Source organism: Bradyrhizobium sp. CCGUVB23, assembly GCF_024199885.1.
Classification (GTDB): domain Bacteria; phylum Pseudomonadota; class Alphaproteobacteria; order Rhizobiales; family Xanthobacteraceae; genus Bradyrhizobium.
Map to the genome: position 1 here is coordinate 7,224,687 of NZ_JANADQ010000001.1, position 20,700 is coordinate 7,245,386.

The following is a 20,700-nucleotide window of genomic DNA, read 5'->3' on the forward strand; positions in this document are numbered from 1 at the left end:
ATGCAGCATCGTGCGTCTCAACGGATCGGCCTCACCGTGCCGCAATATGCCGACCGTATCGGCTTTGCGCGCTTGACGCATCAGGCCTTCGATGGCGTCGATCTGCGTCCCTTGCGCGACCGGTTCGTCGCCAAGATTGCGGAAGGAACGGTGCAGGCAGGCGAGGTGCTCGATCTGTCGCTGATCACTCAGCTCCTTGGCGACAAGAAGACGGGGCTTGCGATGCAGGCGGAGGTGCTCGCCTTCCATCAGCTGTTTCGCTCGCCCTGCGCCGTTGCAAAGCCCGCGCTACGCGTGCTCGCGCTTGCTGCAGCTATCGACATGGGCGGCAATACCCCGATCGAATTCCTGCTCGAGAGCTCGGACATCGAGCTGTTGACGCTCTACGTCGTCAAGGGCGTCGGCCTGCCGGAGCCGCTGCCGGATCACGACGTCGCCATCGTCGTCGCATCCGATTCCGAGGAGTGCCGCGAGGCGCTCGCGGCGATCGACGATGCTGCATCGCGCTGGCCGCGGCCGCTGCTAAACCGTCCGGACCGCATCGCCAACCTCGATCGCGACAAGCTGCATCGGCTGCTCGCCGGCGCGGCAGGCCTCGACATCCCCGCGACGGTCTGCGCGACGCGCGCGCAATTGTCGGATCTGTCGCAAGCGCGGATCCGGTGCGAGGACATCACGAGCGAGTTGCACTTCCCGATGATCGTGCGGCCGCGCGGCACGCATGCGGGCGTGGGACTCGCGAAGATCGACGATGCCGCGGCGCTGGCGGATTATCTGCCCGGGCGGCAGGAGCAGCAATTCTTCGTCGCGCGCTTCGTCGACTATTCCAGTGCCGACGGATTGTTCCGCAAATATCGTCTCGCCATCGTCGACGGTCGGCCCTACGCATGCCACATGGCGATCGCCGACCGTTGGGACATCTGGTACCTCAACGCCTACATGGCATTCAGCGAAGAGAAGCGCGCGGAGGAAGCCGTCTTCATGCGCGACTTCGATACTGCCTTCGCGAGCCGTCATCGTGTTGCGCTCGACGAGATGATCGCTCGCGTTGGACTCGACTATTTCACAATCGATTGTGCCGAGAACAGACGCGGCGAGCTTCTGATCTTCGAGGCTGACAACACGGCCGTGGTGCACAACATGGATTCGCCGGACTTGTTTCCGTACAAGCAGCCGCAGATGCACAAGATCTTTGCCGCGTTCACGGCGATGCTGTCGCGACATGCGAGGGCGGACGGGAGCGTGGCATGAACGAGATCGTTCGGGGCGATATCCAGAGCGCGCTTGCAGGGACTTCGCTCGATCCGCAGGATTGGAACGCGTTTCGCGCGCTCGCCCACCGCATGCTGGGCGAGACGATCGATTCGATAGCCAATGTGCGCGAGCAGGCGGTGTGGCAGCCTGCGCCGGACAGCGTTCGCGCGCAATTGAAAGCGGATGTGCCGCGCGGGGCAGCCGATCTCGGCGATGTCTATCGCGAGTTCTCCGACGTGATCGCGCCTTACGCGACCGGCAACGTCCATCCCGGTTTCATGGGGTGGGTGCATGGCGGCGGCACCGCGGTGGGCATGCTCGCGGAGATGCTGGCGGCCGGGCTCAACGCCAATCTCGGTGGCCGCGATCACATGCCGATCGAGGTCGAGCGGCAGATCACCGCATGGATGCGCGAGCTGTTCGGCTTCCCGCAAGATGCGAGCGGCATCTTCGTCACGGGAACGTCGATGGCGAACCTGATGGCGGTGCTGGTGGCGCGCACGAACACGCTGGGCACGCTTGCGCGTCAGCACGGCATCGGCAATGACGGTGCGCTGCTCACGGCCTACACGTCGAAGGCGGCACATGGCTGCATCGCGAAGGCGATGGACATCGCGGGGCTCGGCACCGATGCGCTGCGCCAGATCGATGTCGATGCCGAGCATCGCATCGACATCGCTGCACTGCGCGCGCAGATCGCCGTTGATCGCGAGGTTGGCTTCAGGCCGTTCCTCGTCGTTGCGTCGGCCGGCACCGTCGATATCGGCGCCATCGATGATCTCGCCGATCTCGCCCGATTGTGCCGCGAGGAGGGGATCTGGTTTCACGTCGACGGTGCGTTTGGTGCGCTCGCGATTCTTTCACCTGAACTTGCGCCGCGCCTTGCCGGCATCGAGCTTGCGGATTCCATCGCGCTCGATTTCCACAAATGGGGGCAGGTGCCCTATGACGCCGGCTTCCTGATGGTCCGCGACGGTGACAAGCATCGGCAGGCCTTTGCGCAGCCTGCGGCCTACCTGCGGCGCGAGGCGAGGGGGTTGGCGGCGGGCTCGCACTGGCCGTGTGATTTCGGGCCCGATCTGTCGCGCGGCTTCCGCGCGCTGAAGACCTGGTTCACGCTGAAGACCTTCGGCACTGACAGGCTGGGCGCCATGATCGCGCGCACCTGCGCGCTCGCCAAATATCTCGAGACGCGCATTCTCGCCGAGCCGCGGCTCGAACTGCTGGCGCCGGTCAACCTCAACATCGTCTGCTTCCGTTATCGCGCGACCGATGCCGACGAGATCAATCGCGAGATCGTCGCTGATATCCAGGAGTCCGGGATCGCGGTACCGTCGAGCACGACGATCGACGGCAACCTCGCGATCCGTGCGGCGGTCGTCAATCACCGCACGGACACGATGGACATCGATGCGCTGGTCGCCGCGGTGCTGGATTTCGGCGCGCGGCGCTCGGGCGACGGCCTGATCGAGATCGACGCACCGCCGCTTGCGGCGCAGTAATCTCTTGCACGATCTGAAATGAAGTCGGCCCCGGAGACGATCCGGGGCCGATCTCGTTTTGTGCAGAGAGTGCACGCCGATCAGGAGACAAGTGCTCAGGCCGCGGAGCTGACATTGCCGTTGGGGCGCATTGTTTCGTATTGCTTCCGCAGCTTCGCTTCACAGGTGATGCGTTCGTGTGGTGTGAGCTCGACTTTTGAGGGGCGTGCCTGTTCTCCATCAACGCTTCGGTAACGAGCGACTGTCGGGCTCCGCGCGAAGATGGCTGCCCGCTGCGGCATGCGAGCCATTGCTTCTGCAACATGTTCGTTGCTTGTTAACCACGATGACTGGCGCGATCTGCGATCGCCTTCGATCGCAGCAGGTGTTTCCGAGCGATCTTCACCCTTCTTAAAGCATGAGCTTCGAAGCCCGCCGGTATCCGGGGCATCCTACCGGTCAGATTCAGTTTTCGTTGATCAGTTGCTTCGTAGCGTCGGTGTACTCGGCCAAGAAGGCCGAAGTTGCGTAACGCCAGAAAGGTTGTTTCATGTCTCTCTCCAATATCACTCTGTCCGCCGCAGTCCGCCAGAACCTGCTCTCGCTGCAGGGCACCGCTGACCTGCTCGCGACCACGCAGAGCCGCCTTGCCACCGGCAAGAAGGTCAACAGCGCGCTCGACAACCCGACCAACTTCTTCACCGCCGCCGGCCTCGATGCTCGCGCCAGCGACATCAGCAACCTGCTCGACAGCATCGGCAACGGCGTGCAGGTGCTCCAGGCGGCCAACGAAGGCATCACCTCGCTCTCGAAGCTGGTCGATACCGCCAAGTCAATCGCCAACCAGGCGCTTCAGTTGTCCTCGGGCTATACCACGAAAGCTAACGTCTCCATCGCCGCGCCGACGGGCGCCGGCGCGCTGGGCGTCGCGGGTACGGCAACCGATCTGACCAACGCGGGCACCAACTCGCTGGAAGGCAAAACGCTGGTCTTCAAGACGTCTTCGACTGCCTCGACCACGCTGACCATCAGCAGCACGGCCGGTGCCGGCAACGTCAACTCGATCAGCAGCCTCAACTCGGCGCTTTCGGCGGCAGGTATTCAGCTGACCGCTAGCCTTAACACCAACGGCTCGCTGACCTTCACCTCGAGCAACGATGCCGCCTCCCAGACCATCACGGCCACAGGCACCTATGCCGCTCCGTCGGCCGGTTCCTCGAGCTCGGTGGACGTTTCCGGAACGGCGACCTTCGGCTCGGTTACCGCCGCGGTAGCCGATCCGGTGTCGCAGGCCTCGCGCTCGTCGCTGGTCGCGCAGTACAACCAGGTGATTCAGCAGATCACCACCACGGCGCAGGACGCCTCCTTCAACGGCATCAACCTGCTGAACGGCGACTCGCTGAAGTTGGTGTTCGACGAGACCGGCAAGTCGGCGACGACGATCCAGGGCGTGACCTTCAATCCGAACGGTCTCGGCCTGGGTTCGCTCACCTCCGGCACCGACTTCATCGACAACGTCGCCACCAACTCCGTGCTGACTTCGCTCAACACCGCCAGCACCACGCTGCGCTCGCAGGCTTCGGCCTTCGGCGCCAACCTGTCGATCGTGCAGATCCGCCAGGACTTCAACAAGAACATCATCAACGTGCTGCAGACCGGCTCGTCCAGCCTGACGCTCGCCGACGCCAACGAGGAAGCGGCCAACAGCCAGGCGCTGTCGACCCGCCAGTCGATCGCAACGTCGGCGCTGTCGCTCGCCAACCAGTCGCAGCAGAGCGTGCTGCAGCTGCTCCGCTAAGCGCGTCAGAATTCTCGATCCTGGGAGCGGCGGGGCTTCGGCCCCGCCGTTTTCTTTTGTCCGCGTGTTCTTTCGTTCGCGTGTCGTATTTGCATCCGGCCGGTCGCGCTTTAACCTCTGCTTAACTCGCCGGCCCGTCTTGACCGTCTGTTAACCATAATATTTCGAAAGCGCCGGCGCCGTTAACCAAGACCCGGCCGGCTTCATCCTTTGTTGACCATAGGATTCCTAGGGTTCCCGGCATGCGCGGCCAAGAAAGGCCGGCTGTTGATTTAAGCCAGAAAGGTGCCTTCATGTCTCTCTCCAACATCACCCTCACTGCCGCAGTCCGTCAGAACCTGCTCTCGCTGCAGGGCACCGCTGACCTGCTCGCGACCACGCAGGGCCGCCTTGCCAGCGGCAAGAAGGTCAACAGCGCGCTCGACAACCCGACCAACTTCTTCACCGCCGCCGGCCTCGATGCCCGCGCCAGCGACATCAGCAACCTGCTCGACAGCATCGGCAACGGCGTGCAGGTGCTCCAGGCGGCCAACACCGGCATTACCTCGCTGTCGAAGCTGGTCGATACCGCCAAGTCGATCGCCAACCAGGCGCTGCAGCAGCCGTCGGGCTATACCACGAAAGCTAACGTCTCCATCGCCGCGCCGACGGGCGCCGGCGCGCTGGGCGTCGCGGGTACGGCAACCGATCTGACCAACGCGGGCACCAACTCGCTGGAAGGCAAAACGCTGATCTTCAAGACGTCTTCGACTGCCTCGACCACGCTGACCATCAGCAGCACGGCCGGTGCCGGCAACGTCAACTCGATCAGCAGCCTCAACTCGGCGCTTTCGGCGGCAGGTATTCAGCTGACCGCTAGCCTTAACACCAACGGCTCGCTGACCTTCACCTCGAGCAACGATGCCGCCTCCCAGACCATCACGGCCACAGGCACCTATGCCGCTCCGCCGGCCGGTTCCTCGAGCTCGGTGGACGTTTCCGGAACGGCGACCTTCGGCGCGGTTACCGCCGCGGTGGCCGATCCGGTGTCGCAGGCCACGCGCTCGTCGCTCGTCGCACAGTACAACCAAATTCTTCAGCAGATCACCACGACGGCGCAGGACGCCTCCTTCAACGGTGTCAACCTGCTGAATGGCGATTCGCTGAAGATGGTGTTCGACGAGACCGGCAAATCGACGGTGACGATCGCGGGCGTGACCTTCAATCCGACCGGTCTCGGCCTGGGTTCGCTCACCGCCGGCACCGACTTCATCGACAACCTCGCCACCAACTCCGTGCTGACTTCGCTCAACACCGCCAGCATTACGCTGCGGTCGCAGGCCTCGGCCTTCGGCGCCAATTTGTCGATCGTGCAGATCCGCCAGGACTTCAACAAGAACATCATCAACGTGCTGCAGACCGGCTCGTCCAGCCTGACGCTCGCCGACGCCAACGAGGAAGCGGCCAACAGCCAGGCGCTGTCGACCCGCCAGTCGATCGCAACGTCGGCGCTGTCGCTCGCCAATACGTCGCAGCAGGCCGTGTTGCAGCTGCTGCGCTGACCTCGGCAAAATCTCACTACGAAATTGCGGCGGGGCTTCGGCCCCGCCGTCTTGTTTGCGGCGAGAACAAAGAAGAAAGCGACGAGGCCAGGCCCCGCCGCCGCAACTTTCTTGTCAGGAGCGTCGCCGAAACTAGCCGTCAGCGCAGGAGCTGCAGCACACTCTGCTGCGACGTATTTGCGAGTGCCAGCGCCGACACCGCGATCGACTGGCGGGTCGACAGCGCCTGGCTGTTGGCCGCTTCCTCGTTGGAATCCGCGAGCGTCAGATTGGATGAACCGGTCTGCAGCACGTTGATGATCTGCTTCGAGAAGTCCTGGCGAATTTGCACGATCGACAAATTGGCGCCGAACGCAGAGGCTTGCGACCGCAGCGTGATGCTGGCGGTATTGAGAGCGGTCAGCACCTTGCCGGTCAGCACGTTGTCCGTGAAATCAGTGCCGGGGGTGAGGTTGCTCAGGCCGAGACCGTTCGGATTGAAGGTGACGCCTGCGATCGTCAGCGTCGATTTACCGGTCTCGTCGAATATCATCTTCAGCGAATTGCCATCCAGCAGGTTGACGCCGTTGAAGGAGGCGTCCTGCGCGGTGGTGGTGATCTGCTGAAGGATCTGGTTGTACTGGCTGACGAGGGTCGCACGAGCCTGCTGCGACACCGGGTCGGGGACTGCGGCAACGACCGTGCCGCCGGCGCCGCCACCCGCGGCATTGGCGCTGATGTTGATGGCATCGAGCGCAGTGGGAGCCGTGGCGGCGGCCGTACCCGTGATCACCTGTCCCGCGCCGTCATTGGTCGATGTGAAAGTCAAGCTGTCCGGGCCGGTGATCGACGTCGACAGGTTGACGCCCGCATCCGCCAGCGCCTGATTGAGCTGGGCCAGTGACTGAACCTGCGCGGTCAGGGTCACCGGGTTGAAGCTCGACGGCGACGTGCCGATCGTGATCGTGACTGCGGTGCCGACGGAATTCGTGAACGTGTAGACGCCGCCGTTGAGCTTGCTGGTCGTGAGGTCTGCGGCAGTGGCCCCGCCGGTCGCGGTGGGAACGCCCGTGCCGGTGAACTGGATGTTGGATTTGGTGCTGTAGCCCGTGGGTTGCTGCAGTGACTGATTGGCGATCGACTTCGCAGTATCGACCAGCTTCTGCAGCGAGGTGATGCCGGTGTCGGCCGCCTGCAGGACCTGCACGCCGTTGCCGATGCTGTCGAGCAGGTTGCTGATGTCGCTGGCGCGGGCATCTAGACCGGCGGCGGTGAAGAAGTTGGTCGGATTGTCGAGCGCGCTGTTGACCTTCTTGCCGGTGGCAAGACGGGTCTGCGTGGTCGAGAGCAACTGGGCGGTTCCCTGCAGCGAGAGCAGGTTCTGGCGGACTGCCGCGGTAAGGACGACGTCGGACATTTGAATGGCTTCCCTAGGTGCGCACGCCAGCCTCCTGGTTCGGGCACACGTTTTTTGGTTCCAACCATCGGAGAGTGTGAAGAATAGCCTTTAAAATATGGTTAACTGCTGGTTATGAAACGTGGTTAATGAGACGTTGAAGCATCATCTCGGCCACTTCGTGTGCTTCGCTGGAGTCGGCGGCGGCCTGGTTATTGGCGCAGCGGCGCTGTTCAACCGTAGGGCACCGGGCGGTGTCGGTCTGCTCGGCAGAGTCAGAACGCCGATCAGCGCTGATTCGATCCAAAATGTCGTATTGCGGCGGCGGGCGGTTGTCGCGACTACCACTGCATTATTTTTGCGCGCTGGAGACTTACTTCATACAGCCGCCAGCGGCGATGCGCCTTTTGCTGACGCTAAATCGAGCAGCAAGTAAGTTAATCTTAATTGGCCTTCCTTAGGGATTATCAAGAGGAAATCCGGAAGCTTGTCTGCGGAAAAAAGGGGTTGCTGAGGTGACGAATGTCTAATGCTGCCGCTCAAGCCTATGCGCGCGTCGCGAATACCACTTTGTCTCCGCGGGACACCGAAGCCCAGGCATTGTTGATGGCTGCGAACAAGCTGCAGGCCGTCATGACCAATGCTGATGCGACCTACGCGCAGATGTCGGAAGCGCTGATCTTCAATCGCAAGCTCTGGACGATCTTTCTCAGCGAAGCGCAGCGCGATGAGAACCCGCAGCCGGTGCAGGTGCGGCAGAACATCGCCAATATCAGCGTCTTCGTGCTGTCCCAGACGGCGGCGCTGCAGATCAGCCCTCAGCGCGAGCATCTCAAGCCGTTGATCGAGATCAACCGCAACATTGCAGCCGGATTGAGTGGGCGCGCCTGAGAGGACGTGCCGGCGGGAGTTTTTGAGATGGTGGATTTCTTCAGCATCCTGAGCAGCAGCTACGCGTCGGCGCCAACGCCATCATCGTCCAAGACGAAGTATGTCCCGGTCGATCCCACTCTCTATACCGGGACGTGGACGGGCACATATTCCACCGGCGAGAAGTTCTCGCTTACGATCTCGGAAGTTCAAGGGTTTCGCGCCAAGGTGAAATACCAGAGCGGCACGGGTCCGATTCAATACCAGGATGTGTTGATCAAGGATCATGCCTTCCGGTTCGGCGACACCAAGTTCGCATTGACGAAGACAGGTCACGCCCAGATCGGGACGGTCGTCACTAATCCGGCAACGGGCGCCAGCGTGCTCAACAAGGCCCCCGCGACCCTCCAGTGACCGCGCCGGGTTCGCGTCACGCCGCGCGTCCGGTCCGTTTTTCCGGACCTGGGGAGTTAAGGTCTCGTTAACCAAACGAATTTACGGTTTGGCAACCGAAGCTCGCGCGTTGGGCCGGCTGGCTCCAAGCGAGCCACGGTCGACGAGGCGACATGCCCCGAGATTTGCGCGATTCGTTCGGTTGCAGGATCGGTTCAGTGCTAAAATGCGGGCGGTCGGGGGTGTGGTCGAATCACTCGCTCTTGTTTGAGAGCAGGAGGTAGCAGCGATGGCGCTGAAAGTTGAACTGAAGCCCTTCGAGCGAATTATCATCGGCCAAAGCCTCATCACCAACTCCGACACGCGCACCAAGCTATTGATCTCGGGGGAGGCGCCAATTCTGCGGGAGAAGGACATCCTGACCGCGGAGACCGCCAATACGCCGGTGAAGCGGCTCTATCTCTGCGTCCAGATGATGTACCTGGAGAACGACATCCCGAAATACCAGGACCTCTATGTGGGCTTCGTCAAGGATTTGCTGGAGGCGGTGCCGAGCCACAGAAAGTCGATTGAGACTGCGAGCAAGCTGATCCTGAGCGGCTCTCTCTACAATTCACTGAAAGAAATCCAGAAACTCATCAAACGTGAAGCGGAACTGCTGAATCAGGCCGTCTAGTTCTGCGGCTCATGCCCAAGCGTCGGTGGCCGTGAGGGTTGCGGGCCGCCGCGGCTAGGTCCAACGACTGATCGGTCTCACCTCTTCAGGCGCTGCGGTCTGTGGAGAGGGGATGCACCGCATCGGCCTTGTTGAGGTCGAGCGCGTGGAAATAGGCGCGGCGGCGCAGCATCGCTTCGTCCGGAAATTGCGTCACGACCGCGTCGGTCTCTCGATTGACGACCTGGAAGACGAAGGATGCGGCGGCCTGGTCGAACACGACCTGGCGCGACATGTTTTCATTCTGCTGCAAATCATTGCGTGCGCTCGCGCCAGCGTCGCTTGCGTTGACGGTCTGACGTGCCGGCAAATCGGTCGGCACAGCATCGTTCGCCGCCGGCCTCGACGTCGTTACGGGTAGCACGGGGGCCGGGATCCCCACCGGCCGGATGCTGAAATCTGTACTCATGGCGCCCTCCTGGTGCCTTGCGAGTCAAATCCCACCCCTTCACTCGGCGCAACTATGGAGGCTTACTGTTAAAGGTCCAGTTAGGAAATATGGCTAACGGTGCCGCTGATTCGCGGTGCAGATTTTCCTAGAATTGTGCGAAGTGCTCAGAGCGAGCGGCTGACCGAGAGCGGCGTGATGTGGCGCGGACCTGGTGCGGCGCGCCGGCCGGCGGCGGTGTAGGTGTTCGGCACGTTGCGCTTCTGGATCTCGGCGTTGACGCCGCGGATCACGCTTTCGGACACCGCGTGTGCGGTTGCGAGCACGGTGAGGTTGACCTGGAGCATGGCGCGGAAGGCATCGTGATGGCGATGCAACGTCGAGAGCAGCTCGGGCGCGGATTTCGCAAGCTGGGTCTGGTTCGCCTTGAGCTGGCTCACGGCGCCGACGTAGCGGCGGGACAATTCCTGCTTCTTCGATTCAAATGCCAGCGCTTCGCGCAGGCGGCCGGCACGCACCAGCTCGGTCTCCCGTTCGATCAGCCCGAGCAGCGCGCTCATCGCGTCCATCAGCTCCTCGGCGAGCTTGCGCGCCTCGGCGCTGCCCGGCGCGCTCGCGCTGCCGGGTGCAGCGGCAGCGCGAGGGGCGGGCACCGGCTGACGTGACGCGTTGAAGTGGTTCATGTCGTTTGTACCTTATGCCGTGCGGATGGTTTTCGCCTGCTGCAGGATGAGGGTGCGGTAGACTTCGCTGGCCACGCCGACGCCGCCGGCATTGGCGAAATTCTTCGAGTATTGCTCGGTCAGCATCGAGCGCCACACGCCGGTGCCGACCGTGTCGCCGAACGGGCCCTCGCCCTTCAGGCCCGACGTCATCTGCGAGAACATCGCGTTGAGGAACATGCCCTCGAAGTCGGTCGCGGTCTTCTGGGCCTTGGCCTGCTGCTGCGGCGAGACCTTTTGCAGGGCGCTCGCGAGCTCGAAGTCGGGCCGGCCGTTGCGGCTCTGCACCGCGAATGCGGAGGAGGCGATGGGGGCCGAATTGGTCATGCCGGTCTGCATCACATCACCTCGATATCGGCTTCGATCGCGCCGGCGGCCTTGATCGCCTGGAGAATGCTGATGAGATCGCGCGGGCCGATGCCGAGGCCGTTGAGGCCGTCGACGAGTTGCTGGAGCGAGACGCCGTCCTTGACGACCGCGAACTTCTTGCCGTCCTCGGTGACGCTGACGCCGGTGCGCGGGGTGACCACGGTGCGGCCGCGCGACAGCGGATTGGGCTGGCTCACCTGCAGGCTTTCGGAGATCGTGACGGTGAGATTTCCCTGCGCGACCGCGACGGTGGCGACGCGAACGTCGCGGCCCATCACGATGATGCCGCTTCGTTCGTCGATGATGATTTTTGCGGCGAGATCCGGATCGACCTGGAGCTGCTCGATCTCGGTGAGGAAGGCGACGACGTTGCCCTTGAACTCCGGCGGGATCGAGAGCTGCACGGTGGAGGGATCAATCGGCTCGGCGCTCTTGACGCCGAGATAGTCGTTGATGGCCGCCGCGATGCGCTTTGCCGTGGTGAAGTCGGCGTTGCGCAGTGCCAGCCGCACGTTCGGCAGGCGGTTCAGCGCGAACTCGATCTCGCGCTCGATGATGGCGCCGTTGGCGATGCGCCCCACCGTCGGCACGCCGCGGACGATTTTTGCAGCTTCGCCCTCAGCCTGGAAGCCGGAGATCGCGAGCGAGCCCTGGGCGACTGCATACACGTTGGCGTCGGCACCGAGCAGGGGGGTGACGAGCAGCGTGCCGCCCTGCAAGTTCTTGGCATCGCCGAGCGCGGATACCGTGACGTCCATGCGCGTGCCCTGCGTCGCGAAGGCCGGGAGATTGCCGGTCACCATGACGGCGGCGACGTTGCCGGTGCGGATGGTGGCACCGCGGATGTTGACGCCCATGCGCTCGAGCATCGCCTGCAGCGACTGCTTGGTGAAAGGGATGTTGTTGAGCGTGTCGCCGGTGCCATTGAGGCCAACGACGAGGCCGTAGCCGATGAGCTGGTTCTGCCTGACGCCTTCGATATTGGCGAGGTCCTTGATGCGCGAGGTCGCGCTTGCGGGCGCGGCCGAAAGCGCCAGCGCTGACAGCGCGGCACATGCCACCCCCAATAACCTTGCCCAACGCACGCTTGGCATCCTCTGCTCCCCGAGGCTCCTTTAGATCTCGGACCTTCTCGACACTCCCATGACAAGCTGGCCCGAACCTCTCTATGCGAGCGCTGTGCCAGCATGGTGAGTCAAGCTAGGTGACTGAATAGGTTGATTAAACTGCGCTTCATCAGCGCCAGCCGATGTTCTCCTTACGGAGCGAAACTGCCGCCTGTCGGCAGATTTTGCCGAGCCGTTTACGCCTCATTAACCATAATGCGGCGAAGCTGCCGTCATCGATCACGCGGATTCCTGCGATGCGCATCTACGGACCGAACGGCACCACACTTGGAGCGCCCGCCAGCCAGACCAGGCGGACGGGCTCCGGTACCTTCGTGCTGCCCGACACCTCCTCGACGCAGGAGACCAAGTCCGCATCCGCGCCGAAGGCCGCCGCCAACATCGATGCGCTGCTCGCGCTGCAGGGCATCGAGGAGGACCCGGTCGAGCGGCGCAAGCGCTCGGTCGCCCGCGGCAAGACCGCGCTCGACGTGCTCGACGATCTCAAGATGGGACTGTTGTCGGGCAATCTCGATGCCTCGACGGTCATGCGCTTGCGCGATGCGGCAGCGAACCTCAAATCGTCTTCGGGTGATCCCGGCCTTGATGCCGTGCTCTCCGAGATCGAGTTGCGCGTCGAGGTCGAGCTCGCCAAGGCCGGGCAGGGCTGACACGCGGTTCTCAGCCGCTCTGAAGACTCTCTCCTCGCGTCGTCGCCCGGCTTGACCGGGCGACCCAGTACGCCGCGGCCGTTGTTATGAATCTCGCTGCCCCTGGAATACTGGGTGCCCCGCCTTCGCGGCGCATCCAGTGGAATTTGCGGCGGTTGGTTACACACCTTGAACGGTAGTCACGCTGCTTCCTGTTTCTGCTGCGCGTCGTAGCGGCGCTGTGCGGCGAGGACGTCCTTCAAATTCTGCTCGGCCCAGTCGCGCAAGGGATCGACGGCGGCCGCTAACGTCAGCCCGAGCTGCGTGATCGAATACTCGACCGTCACCGGAACGGTTGCGATGGCGCGGCGCTTGATCAATCCGTCGCGTTCGAGTGACTTGAGAACCTGGCTCAGCATCTTCTGCGAAATGCCTTCAATCGTCCGGCGCAACTGATTGAAACGCATCGCATCCTCGCGCAGCAGCAACAGGATCAGCACCGCCCATTTGTCACCGACGCGATCGAGGATCTGGCGTGTCGGGCAATTGGCTGCGTAGACGTCGGGCTTCATGTCTTCGTTCCTCGCGAACTGTTCCGGTTACTCCTGCGTAAGCAGGTAAGCCAAAAGTGCTCTCTTAACACCAGCATTCTTTGCGATATCTAGTCACTGCTAGTTACCACAGAAGCGAAGGAGCCTTCCATGAAAATCGCAGTCACCGGGGCCTCGGGCCGGGCCGGTTCGGAGATCACCAGGGAACTGTCCCGCCGCGGCCATGCCGTCACCGCCATCGCCCGGAACCCGGAGAAGATCGCTCATCTGTCCAACGTCACCCCGACCAAGGGCGACGTGCTCGACCAGGCCGGGCTCGCCAAGCTGTGGGCCGGGCATGACGTCGCCATCAGTTCCGTTCACTTCCTGGCCAGCGACCCAGACAAGCTGATTGGCGCTGCCAAGGACTCGAAGGTGGGCCGCTACCTCGTGGTCGGCGGTGCCGGCAGCCTCGAGGTTGCTCCCGGCGTGAAACTGGTCACAACCCCCGGTTTTCCCGCCCAATACAAGGCCGAGGCGGAGAAAGGTTCCGAATTCCTCGACCTGCTGCGGCAGGAAAAGGAGCTGAACTGGACCTTCGTCTCGCCCTCGGCCCTGTTCGTGGAGGGTGAGCGGACCGGCAAGTTCCGGCTTGGGACCGATCAGCTTCTCGCAGATGCGAGCGGGAAGAGCTGGATCACCTTCGCCGATTACGCCATTGCGCTCGCCGACGAGATCGAGCGGCCTTCGCATCTGCGGAAGCGTTTCACGGTCGGCTACTGAGTGGATAACCGCCCCCAGGCGCTTGCCGATAAACCTGCCGGTGCAAGGACTTGGGGGCGGTAACGCCAAGATCAGGGAAATATTGTCTGTCACAGGAGGCCGCTATATAAGGCCCGGCTCAACGGACCCTGTTCGTTGCGAGTCGTCGCTTAGAAAGATAGGCCGCCCTTGGAAAAGTTGAAAAATTACCGACCGACCGAAAAAGAGCCTTTCATGAACGACCGGCAGAAGGAGTACTTCCGTTTGAAGCTCCTCGCCTGGAAGGATGAGATCCTCAAAGAGTCCAAGCTCACCCTGCAAGCCCTGCAGGAGGAGAACGTGAACCACCCCGATCTCGCTGATCGGGCTTCGTCCGAAACCGACCGTGCCATCGAACTCCGCGCCCGCGACCGCCAGCGCAAGTTGATCGCCAAGATCGATGCAGCGCTTCAGCGTATCGAGGACAACACCTACGGCTATTGCGAAGAGACCGGCGAGCCGATCTCGTTGAAGCGGCTGGAAGCCCGCCCGATCGCGACGCTGTCGGTGGAAGCGCAGGAGCGCCACGAGAAGCGCGAGAAGGTCTATCGCGACGAATAGACGTTGAGCCGTAAGCAGCGGCTCCGCATGCAAGACGCATCTGGCGCGCAGCGTCGCGCCGTGCTCGATTTTTTTCGTGCCGATATTGCACGCGTCCGGAACCCGGCATGGCGAACGCGAAAAATGAATCGCGATCAAGGGGCTAGACTCAACTCCTTCATGCTTACGTGAGCTCGCATGAGAAAGAGCCTTCACTTCAGGTGAGGATGTTTTTGCGAGTCCGGGCAACGGGATCGACTCGACTTTTAAGGATGCGACCGGCGGGACGAGACATCGTCGTCATCACGCATCCTGCACCTCTGAGCGCAGGTGCGCGCCGCCATAAATCCTGGACCAGCTCAACAACTCCTTAAAGGCCGGCAGCAGGGTTCGGTGGACAAATTTGCCTGCCCGCGAGAGAAGGGTTTGCGACATGAGCACTATTCTGGTCACGGGCGGGTCGGGTTTCGTCGGCATCCATGCCGTCCTGCAACTGCTGGCCGCGGGCCACGAGGTGCGGACCACGGTCCGTCGACCGGACCGGCAGGCCGATGTGCTGGCGATGCTGCGCGAAGGCGGTGTCGATGCGGCCGAGTGGCTCGCTTTCTTTATCGCCGACCTGACCCGGGACGAGGGCTGGCGCGAGGCGGTCGCGGGCTGCGACTATGTCCTGCATGTGGCTTCGCCGCTCTCGACCACAGTCCCGAAGGACGAGAACGAGATGATCATTCCGGCCCGCGACGGCACGCTGCGGGTGCTGCGCGCCGCGCGTGAGGCGGGCGTCAAGCGCGTGGTCGTCACCCCGTCGCTGGGCGCGGTCGGCTACGGCCATCCGCCGCGCGCAACGCCGTTCGACGAGACCGACTGGACCAATCTCGACGGTGCTGACGTGCAGCCTTACGTCAAATCCAAGACGCTGGCCGAGCGGGCGGCCTGGGATTTCGTCGCCCGCGAAGGAGGCGGCCTCGAGCTCGCCGTCGTCAATCCCACCGGCATTTTCGGTCCCGTGCTGGGGCCGGATTTCTCGGGCTCGATCGAGATCGTTAAATTACTGCTCAATGGCGCCATGCCGGCGGTGCCGCGGATCTATTTTGGTCTGGTCGACGTGCGCGACGTCGTCAACCTGCATCTGCGGGCGATGACCGCGCCCGAGGCCAAGGGCGAACGGTTCATCGCGGTCGCTGGGGAGACGCTGTCGCTGCTCGACATCGCCAACGTGCTGAGGCGGGAGCTGGGGCCGGCGGCGCGCCGGGTTCCACGCCTTCAGGCGCCGGATTGGCTGGTGCGCCTCGCCGCGACCGGCGTTCCCATGCTGCGCTATACCTTGCCGATGCTCGGCAAGGTGCGGCGGTCGACCAGCGCCAAGGCGAGGCGGCTCCTCGGCTGGCAAGCGCGCTCCAATGACGAGGCAATTCTGAGCTCGGCCGAGAGCCTGATCCGGCTTGGCCTCGTCAAGGCGTGACGCGCGCCCCTCCCGCAGCGCTTGTCAGGCGGGAGCGGGGATGGTGAAGTGCGGCCTTGAGTTGCGTAGCGTGGGAGTCGGCGCCGATGGACAAAATTCTCGCAGCCGCAAAGGCGATCGCGCTTGCGCGCCGCAACCATGCTCCCCTCGCGCCGCTCGAGGTTCCCCCACGCGATGAGGAGGAGGGTTACAAGATTCAGCGCGCGCTGCACGACCTGCTGCAACCACATGTCGGCTCGCTGGTCGGCTACAAGATCGGCTGCACCAGCCCGGTCATGCAGGACTACATGCAGATTGACCATCCCTGCGCCGGCGGCGTGTTCGAGAAGGTCGTGTATGACAGCCGCGCAAAACTGGCCGTCTCCGACTATGTCCGCGTCGGCGTCGAATGCGAGATCGCCGTGCGGCTGAAGCGCGACCTTGCCCCCGGCGAGGCGCCGTTCACCGCCGAATGGGTGGGAGAGGCGGTCGACGCCTACGCCCCCGCGATCGAGATCGTCGATGACCGTTATGTGAAATGGGAGACGATGGGCGCGCCGACGCTGATCGCGGATGATTTCTTCTCCGCCGGCTGCGTGCTTGGCGCCACGGTCGACCGCGCCAATGTACCCGATCTTCGGGCGGTCGCCGGCCGCGCCCTCGTCAACGGCGAGGAGGCGGGCAAGGGCACCGGCGCCGACGTGCTCGGCCATCCCCATAACGCACTCGCCTGGCTCGCCAATCATCTTGCCGCCGAAGGCAAGGGCCTGCATGCCGGCCAGCTCGTGCTCACCGGCAGCCTCGTGAAAACGCTGTGGCTGAAGGCCGGCGACAAGGTACGGATGGAGCTGGATGGGCTGGGCGTGGTGGAGGCGAAGTTTACGTGAAGGCATAACGTCATTCCCCGCCGTCATTGCGAGGAGCGAAGCGACGAAGCAATCCAGAATCCCTCCGCGGAAAGGCTCTGGAGTGCTTCGCTGCGCTCGCAATGACGGAGTGTGTGTTGGCGGCTGAGCGATTAGCCGTAACTCGCTGCCGCAACCACCAACAGCAATAATCATGCGGCCTCCGGCAGGGGAGCTACCGGAGGCCGCGTAGAACATCGCGTTGTGCCTAGGTTCACAACGAGATGTGGGAGCTCTTGAAGAAACTCTTAGAAGGGCAGCAGCACGTCCATCACTTGCTGGCCGTAGCGCGGCTGCTGCACGTCGGTGATCTGGCCGCGGCCGCCATAGGCGATGCGGGCCTGGGCGATCTTGCTGGAGTCGATGGTGTTGTCGCTCTGGATGTCCTCGGGCCGGACGATGCCGGCGACGACCAGCTCGCGGATCTCGTAGTTGACGCGGATTTCCTGCTTGCCTTCGACGACGAGGTTGCCATTCGGCAGCACCTGGGTGACGACGGCCGCGACGTTGGTCTGCAAGGCTTCCTGGCGCTGGACCGAGCCCTTGCCGTCGGCGGAGGACGTCGAGTCAGTGGTGAGAAGACGGCCGGGCAGGATCTTGAGCGGCTGTGTGATCGTCTGGCTGCCGATAAAATCGGTAATCCCCGAATCTTCCTTGGCGGTCCGGCTGCGCTGGGTCTCGTTGGCGATGTTGGCCTTGTCCGTGAAATTGACCGTCACCGTCAGGAGGTCGCCGACCTGATGGGCGCGCTGGTCCTTGAAGAAGGCGCGGCTGCCGTTGCGCCAGAGCGAGTTCGGATTGTAGGAGGCGACTTCCGGCTTCGGCATCGGCATCTGCACCGGCTTGTAGCCGGGCTGCGTCGTCGGATTGTCGATCGCGGACAGTTTCGGCTGTTCGCCGATCTGCGACAGACGGTCGATCGAGGAACACCCGCTCGCAAAGGCGAAAGTTGCGAGCAGCGTGCCGGAGAGGGCGATACGACGAAAACGGGCCGCGGAACGGAACTTGGACATGACTTACTCTGACTTGGCTTGTGCTTGCGCGATCTGGGTTGGCGAAACGGGGGCCTGGATCAGGCTTTGGGCGAGGGCGGCCGCTGCCGGCGTCTCCTCGCGCTTGAGGGATGACGTCTGCTCGACCGCAGGCGCGGCAGGCGCGGACTGGCTCGCGCCCTGCACAGTGACCTGGCCGCGGCCGGTGACGATGCCCTGGAGCGTGCGCTTGGACTGCATGTTGAGGACGGAGACGGTGTCGCCCTCGGAGCCGCTGTCGACCGCCTTGCCGCGGGTCGTGAGATAGAGGCCCGGCACCTGGTAGATGATGGTGACGTTCTGGTCGCGCTGCACGAGGTCGGGCTTTGCGATGTCGGCGACGCGGATCGGGGTGCCTGCTCGCATCGGATGACGGAGCTGCATGCCGACGGCACGCTCGCGCGAGGCCGCTTCGCCCTGAATGTCCGCCTTCGGGCGGCGCTCCAGCGTGACGTCGGACGACTTCAGCATCTCGGTGCGGTCGATGTCGCGGGTCAGCACGGCAACCTCGACGGTTTCAATCGCGGTGCCGGTCAGGCGCAGCCTGGCCGGCGCGAGGCTGTTCTCGTTGTTGATCTCGAAGCTCAGATCGAAGCGGCCGCTGCGCGCGTCGTAGCGCGTGGCAGTCGCCTGGAGCGCGCCGGTGTTGGAGGCGTCCAGCCGTACGTCGGAAACGCCGCGGTCGAAGGTAACGGTGATGTTGGCGGCATCCCCGAGGCCGAAGCGGCGCTCCAGCGCGGAGGCGACCGCGAGCTCGAGGTCCTTGTTGGCAAGCGTGCGCGAGAGCCGCGTGACCGTGACTTCCTTGAGGTCGCCGGTCATCACGCCGATCACCTGTTTTGCGCGCAGCACGCTCAGGACGTTCGCAACCGGCAGCGCGCCGGTGGTTCCGAGATCGGGTGAGCGATAGACCGGAATCTGCGCGGCCGACCCTGCATTGTCGATGAGGTCGCCGACCCGCACCACGTCGGAGGTGACGGTGATGCTGGCGCGCAGCGTCGGCGGCGCGATGCCGTCGTCGGCGGCGCATGCCGGCGCGGACAGCGCGAGCAGGGCGGCGAGGGTGGTGATGGTCTTGCGTATCATCGTCATTCCCTAGCGGAACAGCGCCGTGGTGGATTGCATCATCTGGTCGGCGGCGCTGATCACCTTGGCGTTCATCTCGTAGGCGCGCTGTGCGGCGATCAGGTCGCTCATCTCCGAGACGACGTCGACATTGGCCTGTTCGAGGCTGCCCTGCGTGATCGTGCCGTAGCCTTCGGAGCTCGCGGTGCCGTCCTGCGGCGCTCCGGAGGAGGGCGTCTCGGTGAACTGGTTGTTGCCGACCGGCTGGAGGCCCGCCTTGTTGATGAAGCGCGTCAGCGCGAGCTGGCCGATGATGGTGGAGGTCGAGGAGCCCGGGAGCGTCACCGAGACCTGGCCCTGCACGTTGACGGTGAGGCCGGAGGCGTTGTTCGGGATCGTGATGGTCGGCTGCACCGGGTTGCCCTGCGCGGTGACGATGCGGCCCTGATTGTCCATTTGGAAGGTGCCGTCGCGGGTGTACTGGTAGGTCCCGTCGGGCATCAGGACCTTGAAGAAACCTTCGCCCGAGACCGCCAGATCGAGATCGTTACCGGTCTGCGACAGCGTGCCCTGCGTCATGCTGCGCGGCGTGCCGACCGTCTTGACGCCGCCGCCGATATCGACGCCGACCGGCAGGATGGTGCCCTGGTCGGACGACTGCGCGCCGACGCGGCGAATGTGCTCGTAGATCAGATCCTGGAACGCCGCGGTCTGCTTCTTGAAGCCGGTGGTGCGCAGGTTCGCGATGTTGTTGGAGATGACCTGCACGTTGAGTTCCTGTGCCGCCATCCCGGTCGCAGCGGTGTGAAGCGCTTGCATGTCAATCGTCTCCTAATGGCGTTACGCTGGAACGTCGGCGAGCTTCTCGATCGCCGATTTGTGCATGTCGCTCTGCTGCTGGAGCAGGTTGGCGACCTGGGTGTACATCCGCATCACCTCGACCATGCGGCTCATCTCGCCGACCGCGTTCACGTTCGACTTCTCGATGTAGCCCTGGCGCACGGTGGACTTGGCGTCTGCCTGCTGGTTCGCCGAACCCTGGGCGTAGAGATTGGCCCCCTGCTTGGCGAGCTTCTGCGGATCGTCGAAGGCGACCATGCGGATCTTGCCGCGGATGGAGTCGACGCGGGCGGTGCCCTCGAGCACCGTCACCGTGCCGTCGGGCGCGACGTTGATGTCGTGGTCGGTCGGCTGGAAGGTGATCGGGCCGGCATTGCCGAGCACGAGATTGCCGTCCGAGGTGACGAGCTGGCCCTGGTTGTTGAGCGAGAACTTGCCGTCGCGGGTGTAGCGCTCGCCGCCGGCGGTCTGCACCGCGAAAAAGGAGTTGCCATCGACCGCGAGGTCGAGCGGGTTCTTGGTCTCCTCCATCGGGCCCTGGCCGACGTCGCGGAAGGTGCCGCGGTCCTGCACATAGGAGACCCGGCGGTCGGAGCCGACGAAATTGTCCTCATGCGCGCGCGAGCTGAGGAATTCCTCAAACAGCGTGCGATCGGCCTTGAAGCCGTTGGTGTTGGCATTGGCGACGTTATTGGCGATGACATCCATCTGCCGTTCCAACGTCATCTGCCGCGATAAACCGACCAGAAGCGCGTTCTGCATCGGATGGTTCTCCCCTGTGGAGGTCCTGCTTCGCCGCTCTCCCAAGCGTCTTGGCCGACCCGTCGATGAGACCTTCGGGCTCTCCCAAACCGTCCGGTCTCGGCCTTTCCTCAGCGAAAGCCG

Annotated in this window: 23 protein-coding genes; 13 read left to right on the forward strand and 10 right to left on the reverse strand. The window is 63.5% G+C overall.

Going from position 1 to position 20,700, the window contains the following annotated elements:
• The 4 genes from NLN62_RS33385 to NLN62_RS33400 all read left to right on the forward strand — a co-directional run bounded on the left by NLN62_RS33385 (position 1) and on the right by NLN62_RS33400 (position 6,074).
• The gene (locus NLN62_RS33385) at positions 1–1,251 is read left to right on the forward strand and encodes a RimK family alpha-L-glutamate ligase (protein ID WP_254111642.1); all 1,251 of its coding nucleotides are present in this window, start codon (positions 1–3) and stop codon (positions 1,249–1,251) included.
• A complete protein-coding gene (locus tag NLN62_RS33390; protein WP_254111643.1) occupies positions 1,248–2,756 on the forward strand; it encodes an aspartate aminotransferase family protein in 1,509 nt (502 codons plus the stop codon). Before NLN62_RS33385 ends, NLN62_RS33390 begins: the two co-directional genes overlap by 4 nt.
• Before the next feature lie 529 nt (positions 2,757–3,285).
• Positions 3,286–4,533: a flagellin gene (locus tag NLN62_RS33395; RefSeq protein WP_254111645.1), complete on the forward strand. Its 1,248-nt coding sequence runs from the start codon at positions 3,286–3,288 to the stop codon at positions 4,531–4,533.
• A gap of 293 nt (positions 4,534–4,826) precedes the next feature.
• Entirely contained in the window at positions 4,827–6,074 is a 1,248-nt protein-coding gene (locus tag NLN62_RS33400; RefSeq protein ID WP_254111646.1) for a flagellin, read from the forward strand.
• 139 nt (positions 6,075–6,213) lie between these two features.
• Here NLN62_RS33400 and NLN62_RS33405 read toward each other — a convergent pair whose 3' ends face one another.
• Entirely contained in the window at positions 6,214–7,470 is a 1,257-nt protein-coding gene (locus tag NLN62_RS33405; protein WP_254111647.1) for a flagellin, read from the reverse strand.
• Positions 7,471–7,606: 136 nt separating this feature from the next.
• On the opposite strand from NLN62_RS33405, the gene NLN62_RS33410 reads away from it, so the two are divergent.
• The 4 genes from NLN62_RS33410 (at position 7,607) to flbT (ending at position 9,388) form a co-directional block, all read left to right on the forward strand.
• Positions 7,607–7,885, forward strand: coding sequence for a hypothetical protein (locus NLN62_RS33410; protein ID WP_254111648.1), 279 nt, complete (start codon positions 7,607–7,609; stop codon positions 7,883–7,885).
• An 86-nt stretch (positions 7,886–7,971) separates the two neighbouring features.
• Positions 7,972–8,340 (forward strand): flagellar biosynthesis regulator FlaF, encoded by a 369-nt coding sequence (gene flaF / locus NLN62_RS33415; RefSeq protein WP_027526339.1) that lies wholly within the window; start codon positions 7,972–7,974, stop codon positions 8,338–8,340.
• A gap of 27 nt (positions 8,341–8,367) precedes the next feature.
• Entirely contained in the window at positions 8,368–8,733 is a 366-nt protein-coding gene (locus tag NLN62_RS33420) for a hypothetical protein (RefSeq protein WP_027526338.1), read from the forward strand.
• Between the two features lie 268 nt (positions 8,734–9,001).
• Positions 9,002–9,388, forward strand: a complete 387-nt coding sequence (flbT, locus tag NLN62_RS33425; protein WP_027526337.1) for a flagellar biosynthesis repressor FlbT — start codon at positions 9,002–9,004, stop codon at positions 9,386–9,388.
• An 85-nt stretch (positions 9,389–9,473) separates the two neighbouring features.
• Here flbT and NLN62_RS33430 read toward each other — a convergent pair whose 3' ends face one another.
• The 4 genes from NLN62_RS33430 to NLN62_RS33445 form a co-directional block, all read right to left on the reverse strand.
• Positions 9,474–9,836, reverse strand: a complete 363-nt coding sequence (locus NLN62_RS33430; protein WP_027526336.1) for a hypothetical protein — start codon at positions 9,834–9,836, stop codon at positions 9,474–9,476.
• Positions 9,837–9,982: 146 nt separating this feature from the next.
• The gene (locus NLN62_RS33435; protein WP_027526335.1) at positions 9,983–10,498 is read right to left on the reverse strand and encodes a hypothetical protein; all 516 of its coding nucleotides are present in this window, start codon (positions 10,496–10,498) and stop codon (positions 9,983–9,985) included.
• Between the two features lie 12 nt (positions 10,499–10,510).
• The gene (flgJ, locus tag NLN62_RS33440; RefSeq protein ID WP_254111650.1) at positions 10,511–10,876 is read right to left on the reverse strand and encodes a flagellar assembly peptidoglycan hydrolase FlgJ; all 366 of its coding nucleotides are present in this window, start codon (positions 10,874–10,876) and stop codon (positions 10,511–10,513) included.
• Positions 10,876–12,000: a flagellar basal body P-ring protein FlgI gene (locus NLN62_RS33445; protein ID WP_254111652.1), complete on the reverse strand. Its 1,125-nt coding sequence runs from the start codon at positions 11,998–12,000 to the stop codon at positions 10,876–10,878. Before NLN62_RS33445 ends, flgJ begins: the two co-directional genes overlap by 1 nt.
• 269 nt (positions 12,001–12,269) lie before the next feature.
• Between NLN62_RS33445 and NLN62_RS33450 the strand changes: the two genes are divergently transcribed.
• A complete protein-coding gene (locus NLN62_RS33450; RefSeq protein ID WP_254111653.1) occupies positions 12,270–12,683 on the forward strand; it encodes a flagellar assembly protein FliX in 414 nt (137 codons plus the stop codon).
• Positions 12,684–12,862: 179 nt separating this feature from the next.
• On the opposite strand, the gene NLN62_RS33455 is transcribed toward NLN62_RS33450, so the two are convergent.
• A complete protein-coding gene (locus NLN62_RS33455) occupies positions 12,863–13,234 on the reverse strand; it encodes a helix-turn-helix domain-containing protein (protein WP_027526331.1) in 372 nt (123 codons plus the stop codon).
• Between the two features lie 129 nt (positions 13,235–13,363).
• Between NLN62_RS33455 and NLN62_RS33460 the strand changes: the two genes are divergently transcribed.
• From NLN62_RS33460 to NLN62_RS33475, 4 genes are all read left to right on the forward strand, one after another.
• Positions 13,364–13,975: an NAD(P)-dependent oxidoreductase gene (locus tag NLN62_RS33460; protein ID WP_254111654.1), complete on the forward strand. Its 612-nt coding sequence runs from the start codon at positions 13,364–13,366 to the stop codon at positions 13,973–13,975.
• A gap of 213 nt (positions 13,976–14,188) precedes the next feature.
• Positions 14,189–14,554 carry an RNA polymerase-binding protein DksA gene (gene dksA, locus NLN62_RS33465; RefSeq protein ID WP_085966600.1) on the forward strand — a complete coding sequence of 122 codons (366 nt, stop codon included), beginning with the start codon at positions 14,189–14,191 and terminating at the stop codon, positions 14,552–14,554.
• 412 nt (positions 14,555–14,966) lie between these two features.
• Positions 14,967–15,995 (forward strand): aldehyde reductase, encoded by a 1,029-nt coding sequence (locus NLN62_RS33470; RefSeq protein WP_254111655.1) that lies wholly within the window; start codon positions 14,967–14,969, stop codon positions 15,993–15,995.
• Between the two features lie 86 nt (positions 15,996–16,081).
• Positions 16,082–16,861, forward strand: a complete 780-nt coding sequence (locus NLN62_RS33475; protein ID WP_027526327.1) for a 2-keto-4-pentenoate hydratase — start codon at positions 16,082–16,084, stop codon at positions 16,859–16,861.
• Positions 16,862–17,127: 266 nt separating this feature from the next.
• Here NLN62_RS33475 and flgH read toward each other — a convergent pair whose 3' ends face one another.
• Genes flgH through flgF form a run of 4 tightly spaced genes read right to left on the reverse strand, consistent with a single transcriptional unit; the run spans position 17,128 to position 20,577 of the window.
• A complete protein-coding gene (flgH, locus tag NLN62_RS33480) occupies positions 17,128–17,892 on the reverse strand; it encodes a flagellar basal body L-ring protein FlgH (protein WP_254111657.1) in 765 nt (254 codons plus the stop codon).
• Positions 17,893–17,895: 3 nt separating this feature from the next.
• The gene (flgA, locus tag NLN62_RS33485) at positions 17,896–18,996 is read right to left on the reverse strand and encodes a flagellar basal body P-ring formation chaperone FlgA (protein ID WP_254111658.1); all 1,101 of its coding nucleotides are present in this window, start codon (positions 18,994–18,996) and stop codon (positions 17,896–17,898) included.
• Between the two features lie 9 nt (positions 18,997–19,005).
• Complete coding sequence (gene flgG, locus NLN62_RS33490; RefSeq protein ID WP_027526324.1) at positions 19,006–19,794, reverse strand: flagellar basal-body rod protein FlgG; 789 nt, start codon at positions 19,792–19,794, stop codon at positions 19,006–19,008.
• A 21-nt stretch (positions 19,795–19,815) separates the two neighbouring features.
• Positions 19,816–20,577 (reverse strand): flagellar basal-body rod protein FlgF, encoded by a 762-nt coding sequence (flgF, locus tag NLN62_RS33495; protein WP_027526323.1) that lies wholly within the window; start codon positions 20,575–20,577, stop codon positions 19,816–19,818.
• Positions 20,578–20,700: the final 123 nt, after the last annotated feature.

Coding starts and splice junctions, on each gene's coding strand:
- flbT (WP_027526337.1), top strand. CDS start 9,002: ATGGCGCTGAAAGTTGAACTGAAGCCCTTCGAGCGAATTATCATCGGC.
- NLN62_RS33475 (WP_027526327.1), top strand. CDS start 16,082: ATGGACAAAATTCTCGCAGCCGCAAAGGCGATCGCGCTTGCGCGCCGC.
- flgA (WP_254111658.1), bottom strand. CDS start 18,996: ATGATACGCAAGACCATCACCACCCTCGCCGCCCTGCTCGCGCTGTCC.
- dksA (WP_085966600.1), top strand. CDS start 14,189: ATGAACGACCGGCAGAAGGAGTACTTCCGTTTGAAGCTCCTCGCCTGG.
- NLN62_RS33470 (WP_254111655.1), top strand. CDS start 14,967: ATGAGCACTATTCTGGTCACGGGCGGGTCGGGTTTCGTCGGCATCCAT.
- NLN62_RS33430 (WP_027526336.1), bottom strand. CDS start 9,836: ATGAGTACAGATTTCAGCATCCGGCCGGTGGGGATCCCGGCCCCCGTG.
- NLN62_RS33450 (WP_254111653.1), top strand. CDS start 12,270: ATGCGCATCTACGGACCGAACGGCACCACACTTGGAGCGCCCGCCAGC.
- NLN62_RS33445 (WP_254111652.1), bottom strand. CDS start 12,000: ATGCCAAGCGTGCGTTGGGCAAGGTTATTGGGGGTGGCATGTGCCGCG.
- flgF (WP_027526323.1), bottom strand. CDS start 20,577: ATGCAGAACGCGCTTCTGGTCGGTTTATCGCGGCAGATGACGTTGGAA.
- flgH (WP_254111657.1), bottom strand. CDS start 17,892: ATGTCCAAGTTCCGTTCCGCGGCCCGTTTTCGTCGTATCGCCCTCTCC.
- NLN62_RS33405 (WP_254111647.1), bottom strand. CDS start 7,470: ATGTCCGACGTCGTCCTTACCGCGGCAGTCCGCCAGAACCTGCTCTCG.
- NLN62_RS33400 (WP_254111646.1), top strand. CDS start 4,827: ATGTCTCTCTCCAACATCACCCTCACTGCCGCAGTCCGTCAGAACCTG.
- flaF (WP_027526339.1), top strand. CDS start 7,972: ATGTCTAATGCTGCCGCTCAAGCCTATGCGCGCGTCGCGAATACCACT.
- NLN62_RS33385 (WP_254111642.1), top strand. CDS start 1: ATGCAGCATCGTGCGTCTCAACGGATCGGCCTCACCGTGCCGCAATAT.
- NLN62_RS33455 (WP_027526331.1), bottom strand. CDS start 13,234: ATGAAGCCCGACGTCTACGCAGCCAATTGCCCGACACGCCAGATCCTC.
- flgG (WP_027526324.1), bottom strand. CDS start 19,794: ATGCAAGCGCTTCACACCGCTGCGACCGGGATGGCGGCACAGGAACTC.
- NLN62_RS33395 (WP_254111645.1), top strand. CDS start 3,286: ATGTCTCTCTCCAATATCACTCTGTCCGCCGCAGTCCGCCAGAACCTG.
- NLN62_RS33390 (WP_254111643.1), top strand. CDS start 1,248: ATGAACGAGATCGTTCGGGGCGATATCCAGAGCGCGCTTGCAGGGACT.
- NLN62_RS33460 (WP_254111654.1), top strand. CDS start 13,364: ATGAAAATCGCAGTCACCGGGGCCTCGGGCCGGGCCGGTTCGGAGATC.
- NLN62_RS33435 (WP_027526335.1), bottom strand. CDS start 10,498: ATGAACCACTTCAACGCGTCACGTCAGCCGGTGCCCGCCCCTCGCGCT.
- NLN62_RS33420 (WP_027526338.1), top strand. CDS start 8,368: ATGGTGGATTTCTTCAGCATCCTGAGCAGCAGCTACGCGTCGGCGCCA.
- flgJ (WP_254111650.1), bottom strand. CDS start 10,876: ATGCAGACCGGCATGACCAATTCGGCCCCCATCGCCTCCTCCGCATTC.